The sequence below is a fragment of the Chryseobacterium sp. BIGb0232 genome (assembly GCF_024810195.1).
Lineage (GTDB): Bacteria > Bacteroidota > Bacteroidia > Flavobacteriales > Weeksellaceae > Chryseobacterium > Chryseobacterium pennae.
In genome coordinates this window covers 132255-146519 of sequence record NZ_JANUEH010000012.1, presented here as the reverse complement: position 1 = coordinate 146519, position 14265 = coordinate 132255, and the positions used below count along the sequence as shown (strand labels likewise).

At 36.6% G+C, this 14265-nt stretch carries 15 protein-coding genes and 3 tRNA genes; all 18 read left to right on the top strand.

Annotated elements, in window-relative coordinates; genetic code table 11:
- Positions 1-28 precede the first annotated feature (28 nt).
- The 18 genes from M2372_RS21405 (at position 29) to M2372_RS21320 (ending at position 14081) form a co-directional block, all read left to right on the top strand.
- Complete coding sequence (locus M2372_RS21405) at positions 29-919, top strand: ParB/RepB/Spo0J family partition protein (protein ID WP_115973538.1); 891 nt, start codon at positions 29-31, stop codon at positions 917-919.
- Entirely contained in the window at positions 920-1561 is a 642-nt protein-coding gene (locus M2372_RS21400) for a DUF5683 domain-containing protein (protein ID WP_115973539.1), read from the top strand.
- Between the two features lie 58 nt (positions 1562-1619).
- On the top strand, positions 1620-2321 hold the full coding sequence (gene dapB, locus M2372_RS21395; protein ID WP_123321228.1) for a 4-hydroxy-tetrahydrodipicolinate reductase: 702 nt from the start codon (positions 1620-1622) through the stop codon (positions 2319-2321).
- A gap of 123 nt (positions 2322-2444) precedes the next feature.
- Positions 2445-4094: a signal peptidase I gene (lepB, locus tag M2372_RS21390; protein WP_123321229.1), complete on the top strand. Its 1650-nt coding sequence runs from the start codon at positions 2445-2447 to the stop codon at positions 4092-4094.
- Positions 4095-4151: 57 nt separating this feature from the next.
- Positions 4152-4769, top strand: coding sequence for a WbqC family protein (locus M2372_RS21385; RefSeq protein ID WP_409013150.1), 618 nt, complete (start codon positions 4152-4154; stop codon positions 4767-4769).
- 80 nt (positions 4770-4849) lie between these two features.
- Positions 4850-6523: a S8 family serine peptidase gene (locus M2372_RS21380; protein ID WP_123321230.1), complete on the top strand. Its 1674-nt coding sequence runs from the start codon at positions 4850-4852 to the stop codon at positions 6521-6523.
- A 226-nt stretch (positions 6524-6749) separates the two neighbouring features.
- Positions 6750-7241: a lipocalin family protein gene (locus M2372_RS21375; protein ID WP_115973543.1), complete on the top strand. Its 492-nt coding sequence runs from the start codon at positions 6750-6752 to the stop codon at positions 7239-7241.
- A 25-nt stretch (positions 7242-7266) separates the two neighbouring features.
- Complete coding sequence (locus M2372_RS21370; protein WP_089732520.1) at positions 7267-7956, top strand: OmpA family protein; 690 nt, start codon at positions 7267-7269, stop codon at positions 7954-7956.
- A 108-nt stretch (positions 7957-8064) separates the two neighbouring features.
- Positions 8065-8952 (top strand): decaprenyl-phosphate phosphoribosyltransferase, encoded by an 888-nt coding sequence (locus M2372_RS21365; protein WP_115973545.1) that lies wholly within the window; start codon positions 8065-8067, stop codon positions 8950-8952.
- Complete coding sequence (locus M2372_RS21360) at positions 8949-10268, top strand: FAD-binding oxidoreductase (RefSeq protein WP_123321231.1); 1320 nt, start codon at positions 8949-8951, stop codon at positions 10266-10268. Before M2372_RS21365 ends, M2372_RS21360 begins: the two co-directional genes overlap by 4 nt.
- A complete protein-coding gene (locus M2372_RS21355; RefSeq protein WP_115973547.1) occupies positions 10268-10993 on the top strand; it encodes an SDR family NAD(P)-dependent oxidoreductase in 726 nt (241 codons plus the stop codon). The genes M2372_RS21360 and M2372_RS21355 overlap by 1 nt, the downstream gene beginning before the upstream one ends.
- A gap of 3 nt (positions 10994-10996) precedes the next feature.
- A complete protein-coding gene (locus M2372_RS21350) occupies positions 10997-11584 on the top strand; it encodes an HAD family hydrolase (protein ID WP_115973548.1) in 588 nt (195 codons plus the stop codon).
- Positions 11585-11608: 24 nt separating this feature from the next.
- Positions 11609-12082, top strand: coding sequence for a hypothetical protein (locus M2372_RS21345; protein WP_123321232.1), 474 nt, complete (start codon positions 11609-11611; stop codon positions 12080-12082).
- Between the two features lie 2 nt (positions 12083-12084).
- Positions 12085-13260, top strand: a complete 1176-nt coding sequence (locus M2372_RS21340) for a cysteine desulfurase family protein (protein WP_115973550.1) — start codon at positions 12085-12087, stop codon at positions 13258-13260.
- Between the two features lie 83 nt (positions 13261-13343).
- Positions 13344-13661, top strand: coding sequence for a thioredoxin (gene trxA, locus M2372_RS21335; RefSeq protein WP_047099031.1), 318 nt, complete (start codon positions 13344-13346; stop codon positions 13659-13661).
- A 133-nt stretch (positions 13662-13794) separates the two neighbouring features.
- Positions 13795-13868, top strand: a tRNA-Asp gene (locus M2372_RS21330).
- Positions 13869-13899: 31 nt separating this feature from the next.
- Positions 13900-13973, top strand: a tRNA-Asp gene (locus M2372_RS21325).
- Between the two features lie 34 nt (positions 13974-14007).
- Positions 14008-14081, top strand: a tRNA-Asp gene (locus M2372_RS21320).
- Positions 14082-14265: the final 184 nt, after the last annotated feature.

Here is a 14265-nt window from a genome sequence, read left to right as displayed (position 1 = left end):
TAGCAAACATCATTTATCAATTATATCTATGAAGGACAAAAAAAGAGCTATGGGACGCGGCTTGGGCGCCATTTTAAGTGCAGAATCCAAAGCAACTGTCAATTCCGCTACAGATGAGGGAGCAGATAAGTTTGTGGGAAATATTGTAGAAGTTGCGCTTGAAGATATATATCCGAACCCGACGCAGCCGAGAACTTATTTTGATGAAAAAGCATTAGAAGAATTAGCACAGTCTATTAAAAACTTAGGGATAATCCAGCCGATTACCTTAAGAAAAGACGGTGAGAAATTCGAGATCATATCAGGGGAAAGACGTTACAGAGCAAGTAAAATTGCAGGTTTAGCGACTGTTCCTGCGTATATTCGTTTGGTAAACGATCAGGAGCTTCTTGAGATGGCTCTTGTAGAAAATATCCAGAGAGAAGATCTTGATGCCATCGAAATTGCCCTTACTTATCACAGGCTTTTGGAGGAGATCGGTCTGACTCAGGAAAACCTGAGCCAGAGAATAGGGAAAGATAGAAGTACTATTACCAATTCAATCAGATTGTTAAGGTTGAATCCGGATATCCAGAATGCTATCAGAAGTGGTGAGATTTCCGCTGGACACGGCAGAGCGATCATCAGTCTGGAAAGTGAAGAAGATCAGCAGGTTTTGTTTGATCTGATCATTAAAGAAAAATTGAATGTGCGTCAGGCTGAACAGGCTGCCGCTGCATTGAAAAACCCAAAATCTCAGGCTGCTAAAAAAGTAAATGCCGAGTTATCCAATAACTATAAAAGAGCCCAGAAGACCATCGCTGACATCCTGGATGTAAAAGTGGAGATCAAGGCTTCTGGAAATGGTAAAAAAGGTAAGATTGTTCTGGACTTCAAAAATGAAGAAGAGCTGGAATATATTTTATCCCATATTAAATAAATGAAGAAAATATTTTTCACATTTTTCTTGTGTATTGCTGTATTAGCTTACTCACAAGTTGCGCCTATTGATACTGTTCGGGTACAGACACCTCCGAAAGAGGAATTTCGTTTGACGAAACCTGCTACCAAAACAGAAGCCAAGATCATTGAAGATCTTGAAAAAGCCAATGGGCCTACCAGAAAAACAATAAAGCTTAATCCAACCAAAGCAGGACTGTATTCTGCAGTATTGCCGGGATTAGGCCAGTTTTATAATAAAAAATACTGGAAAATTCCAATTGTTTGGGGAGCTGTTGGAGCGGGAGTAGGTATTGCTGTATGGAATGATAATCAATACAGAAAATACCGCGAATATTATGTAGCCAAATTAAACGGGACCCCTAATGAATTTGTGGATGCCCGCCCGTGGTTAGACAAGAAAGCCTTAGGGAATGCTCAGGACAGGGCAAAAAGACAAAGAGATTATGCGATTGCCATTACAGGATTGATCTATATTTTAAATATTGTAGATGCAGTAGTGGATGCCCATCTTTATGAGAGCCGCCATGATCCTGATTTAACCTTTAAGCCTTCAATGATCCAGGATCAATATGGTTTTGATACACCTAAAACAGGATTCGCTTTAAGTTATAGATTTTAATAGACAATACATACAGAAGCCGAAAGGTTGAATGTAACAATAAAATAAAAAAGATTACATGAAAATAGCATTAGTTGGTTATGGTAAAATGGGTAAAATCATTGATGAGATCGCACAGAAAAGAGGTCATGAAGTGGTTGCCCGGCTGAAGGAAACCCCAACTGCTGAAAATCTGAACAATCCGGATGTTGTTATTGAATTTTCTTTACCGGAAGTTGCCTATGATAATATCAAAGCTTGTCTTGAACATAAGATCCCTGTAATCTGTGGTACAACAGGCTGGCTGGAGAAAAAAGATGAAATAGAAAAACTTGCTGTAGACAATAATACAGCCTTTTTATATGGTTCTAATTTTAGTTTAGGCGTCAATTTATTCTTTGCTCTAAATGAAAAATTAGCTGATCTGATGAAGAATGTAAATGAATATTCTTGTCAGCTGGAAGAAATTCACCACATCCATAAAAAAGATGCCCCAAGCGGAACTGCAATCTCTATTGCAGAAGGAATCATTCATAATAATCCGAAATTTGAAGCCTGGAAACTGGAAGAAACAGAAGGTAAACAGCTTGGAATTTTCGCCGTTCGTGAAGATGAAGTTCCGGGAACTCACAGCGTTTACTACAGAAGTGAAGTGGATGAAATTGAGATCAAACATACTGCATTCAACCGAAATGGATTTGCATTAGGAGCAGTAGTCGCTGCCGAATGGATCAAAGATAAAAAAGGAAACTTCGGAATGAAGGACGTTTTAGGGCTTTAATTGTAACAAATTCTGTAAATTGCAGACCAATATGAAAATGATGAATAGTAAATAGCAGCGCGCTGTAATCGTTTATTACTCATCATTTATCATTTATATATTTAGAACAGGCACAAAAAAATTATGAATTATTTTTTAACTTATACAGTGTATGTCCTCATTTTATCCGTATTGATGGGGATTTCAACTTGGAAGTTGTTCAAGAAAATGGGGTATAGCCCTTTATTTGCATTTATACCTTTTTATAACTATTTCATTATCCTGAAAGAAACAAAACATCCGAAATGGTGGGCAATCCTTTCCTATCTTCCGATTGTAGGACCTATCATGATGTCTGTTTTCCATCTTTATTTAGTAAAGAAATTCGGGAAAACCCTTTTCAAGGATCAGATTCTTACTGTAATCCTTCCGTTCATTTATATGGCAACAATCAACTATTCCAAAGATGTAGAATTAGAAGATGAAAATGCCAATGAGCTGTTTCTTACCGATGAAGAAAAAGAAGCAAAAAAGAAAGATACATTTTTGGGTTCTATTACGTTTGCAGTAGTATTTGCAACTATTATTCACGTTTTTGTAACGCAGCCGTTCGGGATTCCTACAGGTTCCATGGAGAGAACATTATTGGTAGGAGACTTCCTTTTCGTAAACAAATGGAGCTACGGATACAGACTTCCGATGCGTCCTGTAGCAATACCTTTCCTTCAGGGAACGATCATGGATACCGGACAGAAAGGAAACCCAAAAGATGACCCGAAATCCTATGTAGACGGAGTAAAATTACCTTATACAAGAATATTACAGTTCAGTAAACCTCAGAAAAATGATGTAGTTGTTTTCAACTATCCTCAGGATTCTGTTCATACAGCAATCGACAGAAAAGACCCTTATGTAAAAAGATGTGTGGCTACAGCCGGAGATACTTTTGAAATGAGAGCCGGAAGACTTTTTGTAAACGGAAAGCCGGAAACTGTTTTGGGAGATCAGGAAGTACAGCACAGATATATTGTGACTACTGATAGCCAGTTAGATATTCCTACACTATATAAAGCTTACGGGTTTTTACCGGTAGTAGAACAGCAGCAGAATAACGGAGGATTTATTTATGCTTTTCAGGGCCTTACAGATAAAACGGCTAAAGATATTAAAGGACTTCCTCACGTAACCGATATAACGGAAGATGTTTCCGTAAAAGGAGAAGCAGCAATAGCTTACAGAGATGAAGCCAGAACAAAAATCGATACTACACAGTCTATTTTCCCGGTTAACAAACCTTGGAATCAAGACTGGTACGGACCGGTAAGAATTCCTAAGAAAGGAGATGTGGTAGCAATCAACAATGAAACCCTTCCAATGTTCCAGTGGATTATTTCTGAATATGAGCATAACAGCTTAGAAAAGAAGAACGGAAAGATCTTTATCAATGGTAAAGAAGCTAATCAATATACTATTCAACAAGATTATTATATGATGGTGGGGGATAACAGAGATGCTTCATTAGATGCAAGATTCTTTGGCTTCGTTCCGGAAGAAAATATTGTCGGAAAGCCGATGTTTACATGGATGAGTGTTCAAGGAGCTTTTGCAGACAGCAGTTCCAGCTATCAGGCGCCATTCAAGATCCGTTGGGACAGAATGTTTAAAGCAACCAATACAGGAGAAGCCAATAAAACTTCATACTGGTGGATTGCTGCAATGATTTTAATATTATTCTTCGGTTGGGAATATTTTGTGAAATTATTCAAAAAGAATAAGACAGAAGACGAGTTATAAATAAAATTAAACTTAAAATAGAATGAAGTATTTGAAAAAATACTTCATTTTTGTATTATGAATATGAAGAATGTTTTATTACCGGTATTTTATATGCCACCGGTTTCATGGTTTTCAGTGTTTTTAGATCCTGAAAATGAAGTTGTTTTTGAACAGTTCGAAAACTTTCCGAAGCAGACCTATAGAAATAGAGCTAATATTTATGGAGCGAATGGAAAATTATCTCTGATCATTCCTATCAATCATAACGGGAAAAGAGAGATGAAAGATATAGAACTTTCTTACAGAGAAGATTGGAGAGGTCTCCACTGGAAGTCAATCAAAACCGCTTATCAGAGCTCTCCTTACTTCGAATACTATGAAGATAAGTTCAGGAAAATTTTTGATCTTAAAGAAAAGTTTCTTTTGGACTTTAACCTTAAAGGGTTAGAAGTTATCCAACAGATATTGAAAACAGAAAAGGCACACTCTTTGAATGAAGAATATATCAAAAATCCAGAAGGAATCAGTTTCAGAGAAAAGTTTTCTGCAAAACTTCCTTCAGAATTTGAAATGGAAAGCTATTATCAGACCTTCTCAGACAAATTAGGATTTTTAGAAGATTTATCGGTTCTGGATCTTATCTGTAACAAAGGCCCTGAATCACTTGTTTACATAAAAAATATAAAACATTAATATACGATCGTCATTGTCGGATTTTTATTGAAAATAAAACACATGACGACTGTATATGACTTTAAAACAAATATCAATATATGAAAAAGGTATTATTAGCTGCAGTTTTTTTGACCGGTTTTGGATTCTCCTTTGCACAGGAGTCAAAAGCTAAAAGTATTGACCCGAATGAAGATAAAAACCTGATGATGTGGTATCATAAGGATTTTGCAACTTCAAAAATTTATGGAGTGAATACAGAAAATGCATATAAATATCTGGAATCAAAAGGTTTAAAGCCTAAAACAGTAATCGTTGGAGTTTTAGACAGTGGAGTACAGGTAGATCACCCGGGATTGGTGAAAAACATGTGGACCAACCCTAATGAAATCCCTGGAAACGGAAAAGATGATGATGGAAACGGATATATCGATGATATTCACGGATGGAATTTCATTGGAGGAAAGAATGGGGATGTTGATATCGATAATATGGAAGTAACAAGAGTTGTTGCCAAATATAAACCCGTTTTTGAAGGTGATGATTCTGCAAAGAATAAAGCTAATCAGGCTAAAATGCCGGAAGACTTTGAAATGTATATGAAAGCTAAAGACCTTTTCACAAAGAAAAGTGTTGAAGCTCAGCAGAATTTCAGAACATATTCCATGATAAATGAGCTGATTCCTAATATGGTAAAGCTATTGGCAGGAAAGCCAGTGACAACAGAAACTATTTCAGCCATTAAGAAACCTACAGATCAAAAGGATGCAATTGCTCTGGAGGTCTTGGGTAATATCTCTCAAAGTCCGGATTTTAAAGGAAAATCCTCTGCAGAATTTGAGACCAGAATGAAAAAGGATATGAAAGAAGCTATCGATCATTTTGCACCAGCAGCAAAACAATATGATCTTTCATATGACCCAAGAAAAGAAATTGTAGGAGATAACTATGATGACTATTCTGAAAAAAACTATGGAAACAACCATTACGAAGGACCTGATGCAGAACATGGAACCCACGTATCCGGAATCATTGCAGGGCTTCCACAAGGGAAGGAAATACAGCATGGTATTGCTTCAAGAGTTGCTAAAATTATGACGGTAAGAGCTGTACCTAATGGAGATGAAAGAGATAAAGACGTTGCCAATGCAATCAGATATGCTGTAGATAATGGTGCTAAAATCCTGAACATGAGTTTTGGTAAACCTGTTTCCCCAGGTAAAAATGTAGTTTGGGATGCTTTCAAATATGCTGAAGATAAAGGCGTTCTTTTAGTAAAAGCAGCAGGTAACGAAAATGAAGACGTAGCAGAACATCTGGCGTATCCTACCAACTACAAGAATGTTAATGATGAAAAACCATTTGTGAATAACGTGGTCGTAGTAGGAGCGAGTACCAATGATAATAATGCCCTTAGAGCTAATTTCTCCAATTTCAATAAGAAAATGGTGGATGTTTTTGCTCCCGGAGAAAGAATCTACTCAACCGTTAAAGGAAGTAAATACGAATATTTAGATGGAACATCCATGGCATCTCCGGTAGTATCAGGAGCTGCAGCAGTTCTGTTAGCGTATATGCCGAATCTTAAACCTGACCAGATCATTGAATCATTGAAAAAATCAAGCAATCTGAGCTCAGCGAACGGTTTTACAGATTTCTCTGCAGCAGGAGGAGTTATAGACGTGAAAAAAGCAGCTGAATATGCTTATAATAACTTCTATAACGGAAGTAAAACCCCTGTTGTTAAAAAAGCAACTAAAGCTGTTAAAAAATAATTATTTATAAATGATTATGATATCCATTTTATAAATGAAGCACTTGGAAATATCAGGAATAAACCGCCATACAGTGCAGTTTTGTTTTCTTTAAAAAAAATGTTAAAATATTCATTTTTAAATAGCTAATAAAAAAGTCCGAAATTTTTCGGACTTTTTTATTTTTTAAATACAATTTTGGCACGGTTTTTTGTAACTTTATTGTAACAAAATAATAAACAACAAAATGAAAAAGTTACTACTTGCAGGGATGTTAGGAACATCACTTTTTGCAGTGTCTTGTTCCTCCGTGAATAACGCAGCTACATCTCAGAATCAAAAGGCTGAGTTTCTTAAATTAAAAGGAGACTGGCAGATTGTGAGCATAGACTACGATAAAGGGTATAAAATTAAGCCTTTTGACGAAGGGGCAGATGCACAGTGTTTCGTAGGAAGCCACTGGAGATTGATCCCTAATAACTGGACAGGTGCTTACACTCTGAACGGAGGAGGAAGCTGTCCGGCAATTACACAGCCTATCAAGTTTGAAATCAAGAATGGAGATACATTTATGTTTAAAAAAGTTCTTGCAGGTACAAAAGCAAAACAGAATATTGCAGGATATACTTTATCGGTAATCAACCAAAGTACAGATCAGTTTTCTCTTCAGCAAGACGTTCCGTTTGAAGGTGGAAGTGTAAAAGTTGTTTACAACTTCGAAAGAACCGGAATGAAATAATTGAATAACATAAAAGATAAAAAAAATGAAATTTACTAAAACATACGTAGGAGCTCTTTTCTTGTCATCAGCATTATTACTGACAAGTTGTGAAGCCGTTCAGAATTCAAATAACCAACAAAGAGGTACAGCTGTAGGAGTTGCTTCAGGAGCTGTATTAGGAGGTATCCTTGGAAACAATGTAGGAAGAGGTGGAAATGGTGCTATTGGTGCTGTACTAGGTGGTATTATCGGTGGTGTTGCAGGTAACGTTATCGGTAACAAAATGGATAAGCAGGCAAAAGATATTAAAGAAACTTTACCAGGTGCTCAGGTAGAAAGAGTAGGAGACGGTATCAAAGTAACGATGAATGAAAGTATCGTAAACTTTGCTTTCGATTCTTCAAATCTTACTTCTGTTGCACAAAATAACTTAGATAAATTAGCTAAAGTATTGGTTGATAATCCGGATACTAATATCAATATCTATGGTCACACAGACAGCGTAGGTAAAGATGCGTACAACGTAGCACTTTCTCAAAGAAGAGCTGATGCTGTAAAAGCTTATTTAGTAGGAAAAGGATTAGCAGGAAGCAGAATGTTCACAAAAGGTGAAGGTAAAAATATGCCGGTTGCCAGCAATGATACAGACGAAGGAAGAGCTAAAAACAGAAGAGTTGAATTCGCTATTACTGCAAATGAAAAAATGATTAACGATGCCAAGCAAGGGCAGTAATTAATTTAACATATAAATATTTTCGTAAAAGACCGCTCCGGCGGTTTTTTTTGTATTTTTATGGCTGTCAATTTTGAATTTATTATTTTTGTAATCGAAATAACATAAATGAAAAAATATTTAAAACTGCTCCGGGTGGAGCAATGGGTAAAAAACCTTTTTGTATTTGTCCCTCTATTTTTCTCCGGTAATATTACCAATCTTGATTTACTTACCAAAAGTATCTTTGCTTTTATCATCTTCTCATTCGCTGCAAGCATTGTTTATATTCTGAATGACTATAATGATATTGAGGCAGATAGGAAACATCCTGAAAAAAGAAGACGTCCCTTGGCAAGCGGTGCGATCTCAAAATCTACAGCCATAGGAATCCTTATTGGGCTGGTGATTGCAGATATTGTTTTTGTAGGTTTTGCCCAGATGTATTTCCAGCAGCCGCTATGGAAATTTGCTACCATTATCGCTTTTTATGTAGTGATGAATCTGGCATATACCTTTAAACTGAAACATGTGCCGATCATTGATATCTTTATCATTGCTATAGGATTTGTACTGCGGGTTCTGGCTGGTGGTTATATCACAGGGATCAGTATTTCCCAATGGGCAATCTTACTGACTTTTGTATTGGCTTTAGTATTGGCCATTGGAAAAAGGAGAGGAGAGCTTATCAATGCTCAGGTTTCAGGTAAAACAAGGAAGGCTCTGGATGGGTATAATGTACAGTTTGCTGACATTGCTCTGTCTATTTCCATTACATTGGCTATTGTTTGTTATCTGATGTTTACCCTTTCACCTGAAGTACAGGCAAGATTTCATGAAAGAGTTTTTTATACAGTGGTTTTCGTTGTATTTGCTCTTTTAAGATATCTGCAGCAGACACTGGTGTACAACAGAACAGAATCTCCCACAAAAATTGTGTACAGAGACCGTTATATACAGGTTACTTTATTACTTTGGGTGGCCACATTTTTAATTCAAATTTACTTTAAGAAATGAAGCCGAATTTCACACAGAAAGTTACAAACTGGGGCAATTTCCCGGTAGTGGAAAAAGAAATGAGATCTGAAGACAGCTTCAAAAACATAAAAGAGTTCGTACTCAATCACAATGAAGTTATTGCAAGAGGAAACGGAAGATGTTATGGAGATGCTTCATTGGGTGAAAGCATTTTTTCTACTAAAAAATTAAATAAATTCATCAGCTTTGACCGCCTGAACGGAATTATAGAATGCGAATCCGGAGTTCTACTATCGGAGGTGCTTGAAATATCGGTTCCACAGGGATATTTCCTTTATGTAACACCAGGAACGAAGTTTGTTTCTGTTGGAGGAGCTATTGCTTCTGATGTACACGGAAAGAATCACCATGCAGAAGGTTGTTTTTCAGAATATGTGATTGAATTTAAACTGATGATTGAAAACGGGGAAATCATTACCTGTTCAAGAGAAGAGAATTCAGATAAGTTCTGGGCTACCATCGGTGGAATGGGGCTTACAGGAATTATCCTTACAGCAAAATTTAAGCTTAAAAATATAGAATCAGCCTATATCCGTCAGGAAAGTATCAAAGCTGATAATCTTGATGAGATCTTTAAGCTGTTTGATGAAAGTGAAAGCTGGACATATACCGTAGCATGGATCGATTGTCTTCAGAAAGGAAAAAATATTGGAAGAAGTATTCTGATGAGAGGAGAACATGCTTTTCAGCATGAATTGCCGCAGACTATGACAAAAAATCCTTTAAGATTAAAGAAAAAATTACAGCCAACTGTACCTTTTTACTTTCCGGGATTCGTATTGAATGCTTTGACAGTAAAGATTTTCAACTGGCTCTATTATAAAAAACAGTCTAAAAAAGAAGTTAAGAATTTCATCGATTATGAAACCTTTTTCTATCCCTTGGATGCCATTAACGAATGGAATAAGATCTATGGGAAATCTGGTTTCATACAATATCAGATGGTGATCCCAAAAGAAGCAGGAAAAGAAGGAATGAAGAGAATTCTTGAAACCATTGCCAATAGTGGAAACGGTTCGTTCTTAGCTGTTTTAAAACTTTTCGGGAAGAATAATCCGGAGGCTTACAATTCATTCCCTGTTGAAGGGTATACATTGGCGCTGGATTTTAAAGTTAATTCAAAGCTGAAAAAACTGGTAGATCAGCTGGATAGTATTGTTCAGGAGTTTGGAGGAAGAATTTATCTCACCAAAGACAGTATGAGCAGATCCTCGCTTACCAATTACCTGAAAAACATTCGAAGTCCTAAATTTGTGTCTTTACAGCACAAAAGAATCTTAAATAATAACTCATAATGATAGTCCTGGGAAGTACATCTGAAGTGGCACAGGCTTTTGTGGAAAAAGCACTTCAGGAAGGAGAAAAGTTTGAAAGAATCTATCTTTTTACCTCAAATAAAGAAACTACGGAAAGGTTTGCAAGACATATTGATGTAAAATTTCTACAACAGTCTGAAGTGATAGAGCTTGATCTGATGAAAGAAATTGATTACAACAAATTTGATTATATCAATTCAAATGTATTATTTTGTGCCGTAGGATATTTGGGTGAAGGAACAGAAGAAGGATTGTATGATAATAAGAACACGGAACGTATCATTAATATCAATTATTCTAAGCTGATTCCGGTAATGAACTATTTTGCCCATAAATTTGAAAACAGAAGATCAGGAACGATCATCGGACTTTCATCGGTGGCAGGAGACAGGGGAAGACAGAGTAATTTTATCTATGGAAGTGCAAAAGCCGCTTTTACGGCTTATCTGAGTGGGTTAAGAAACTATCTTTTCAGTAAAAAAGTACATGTACTGACGGTAAAACCAGGGTTCATGGCAACCAAAATGACAGAAGGACTGCCTTTGAATCCTAAGTTAACAGCAACACCAAAACAGGCTGCTGCCTGCATTTATAAAGCGTTCAAAAAGCAGAAGAACGTGGCATATGTTTTGCCGGTTTGGAGTATTATTATGATGATTATCAGGAATATCCCTGAATTTATATTTAAAAAGTTAAAGCTTTAAGAAATGAAAAAATTGTATTGTTTTGATTTTGACGGAACCCTGACGTATAAAGATACCATGTTTATGTATCTTAAATTCTATGATTCTACAAAATATAGAATACAATTTTTAAGACATGTACCCCTTTTTATTCTGCTGAAGCTTAAACTGGCAGAAACAGAAAAAGTAAAGAAAAGCTTTATCGGGTCTATTTTAAAAGGACAGTCACAGGAAAAAATAGAATTGAAATCCAAGCAGTTCTTTGAATTGCATTACCCTAAAATTGTAAGAGAGAATGCCTTGGATTTTATTCAAAATATCGATAGGAATAATACACAGAGTTTATTGGTAACAGCTTCTCTGGATATCTGGGTAAAACCTTTTGCCGAAGTTCTGAAAATGCAGCTTGTTTCTACGCGGGCAGAGTTTAAGAACGGTGTTTTTACAGGAAATTTTGTAGGAAAAAATTGTAACGGAAAAGAAAAACTGGTGCGTATAAAGGAAGAAATTAATAATTCCAGGTATGATAAAATTATTGCATTTGGTGATACTTCCGGGGATAAGCCAATGTTGAAATGGGCAAATGAAGGACATTACCAATTTTTTCACTAATTTTGGGTGATAAAAGTGTAAAAAATGAAAATTTTGTTAACTGCAATTGCAGCCACCCTGATGAGCTGTGCAAGTACAACATCATCCCAACAAAATTCTTCTGATATGCAGCAGAAAGCAGAGTTTATTGTATCCGGTTCTCAGGGAGGTACAAAGGAGCGTGGCTTCAAAATCATTAAAGATGAAAAAGAATTTCATACTGTGGTTAAAAGTGGCTCCGGACTTATAGAAGAAGGAAAAAATTCCACTGCTGATTATCCGGGATTTCCCAAAGATAAAAAGGTTGTTGTATACAATCTGGGAAGCTTCAGATCAGGTAGCCACAGTATCAATGAGATCAAGGGGATATCTGTAAAGAATAATGTCCTGTATGTAGAAGTTCCAGCTGGAGAACCTTCAGGTGGAATGGAAATTCAGGTGCTTTCCAATCCTTGGTTCGTTTTTGCTGTTCCTGCAAATTACCAGTTTACCTCCGTAGAATTAAAATATTCAAAATAACAATGAATAAAATATATTTAGATAATGCCGCAACCACTCCGCTTGCAGAAGAAGTTATAGACGCAATGGTTGGTACGATGAAGATGAATTTCGGAAACCCATCTTCAACTCATAGCTTTGGACAGGAAGCCAAAATCCTTATTGAAAATGTAAGAAGACAGGTTGCAGACTATCTTCATGTAACTCCTGCTGAAATTATTTTTACTTCCTGTGGAACAGAATCCAATAATATGATCATCAAATCCTCGGTGGAACACCTTGGAGTAGAAAGAATCATTAGCTCGCCTTTGGAACATAAATGTGTTTCTGAAAGTATTCTGGATATGAAAGCGAGAAAAGGAGTAGAGGTAAACTATATCCGCCCTAATGAAAAAGGAGATATTGACCTTGATAAATTAGAAGAACTTTTAAAAGCTTCAGATAAAAAGACTTTGGTAAGCTTAATGCATGCCAACAACGAAATTGGAAATATCGTTGATATTAAAAAAATTGCAGCATTATGCAAAGCGAATAATGCCCTTTATCACTCTGATACAGTGAAGACAATGGCTCATATGAAATTTGATTTCTCAGATATCCTTGTAGATTTTGCTTCTTGCAGTGCTCATAAATTCCATGGTCCAAAAGGAGTAGGTTTTGCTTTTATTAGAAAAGCAACCGGCTTGAAAGGAATTATTACAGGTGGACCTCAGGAAAGAAGTCTGAGAGCAGGTACTGAGAATGTTGCTGGTATTGTAGGGTTAGGCAAGGCTTTAGAGCTTTGCATCAACAATATGGAGGCTTATGCTGCCCATATCAGAGAAATTAAAGAATACGCAATCGAAAGATTATCTGCGGAGGTTCCCAATATTAAATTCAATGGACGAAGTGGTGAGATGGAAAATAGTGTTGACAGTGTTTTAAGTGCATTGCTTCCGTATAAAAACCCATTAATCGGACTTCAGCTGGATATGAAAGGAATTGCCATTTCTCAGGGAAGTGCATGTTCTTCCGGAGCATCCAAGCCATCAATGGTGATGATGATGGTGCTTTCTGAAGACGAAATGGATCATTGTACGCCATTACGTATTTCTTTCAGTCATCTAACGACAAAAGCTGATATAGATGCACTCGCAGAGGCATTAAAGGAGATTTCGAAAGATTACACTATAGAAAAAACTAATGTTGAGCATAGATAGTCTTATGATGTAAAAATCGTAATTTTGAACACTCAATAGAATTGAAAAAAGAAAATAATATTAATTAAAATAAAAGAAACAAAATGGCTTTAGAAATTACAGACAGCTCATTCCAGGATACGGTTTTAAAATCAGATAAACCAGTTTTAGTTGACTTCTGGGCAGTATGGTGTGGACCTTGCAGAACGCTGGGACCAATCATCGAAGAAGTAGCATCAGATTTTGAAGGAAAAGCAGTAGTAGGGAAAGTGGATGTAGACAACAATCAGGAAATTTCAATGCAGTATGGGATTAGAAATATCCCTACAGTTCTTATTTTTAAGAACGGAGAAGTTGTAGATAAACTAGTAGGTGTAACTCCAAAAGAGGTTATCGCTGAAAAATTAAGCGCTCACTTGTAAAAAAATAAGTTTGATAATGAATGCCTTCCATGATTGGGAGGCATTTTTTTTTAAAATAGTTTGCAGGTAATAAAAAAAGGTGTAATTTTGCAACCACGAAAAAGAAACGAAGTTCTTTAACAAAAAAAAACAAGATCCGGTAGTTCAGCTGGTTAGAATGCCGCCCTGTCACGGCGGAGGTCGCGGGTTCGAGTCCCGTCCGGATCGCAAAAAGTTTTTTCATTACTTTTAAAAAAATGATCCGGTAGTTCAGCTGGTTAGAATGCCGCCCTGTCACGGCGGAGGTCGCGGGTTCGAGTCCCGTCCGGATCGCAGAAGTTTTCTCAATTTCTTTTAAAAAAAAATTGATCCGGTAGTTCAGCTGGTTAGAATGCCGCCCTGTCACGGCGGAGGTCGCGGGTTCGAGTCCCGTCCGGATCGCAATTATTTAATCAAAATAGTATAAAATGCTGTAAAATAGATGTTTTACAGCATTTTTTGTTTTGTGCCAGTTCCAAATGGAGCTAAAAAACACAATCTGAAAGTGACCTATTCAGTGACCTGTAAAAAAAGAGAACTAAAGGTCACTAAAAAGTAGGAAGAAATCCTATTCATAGGCCTATTC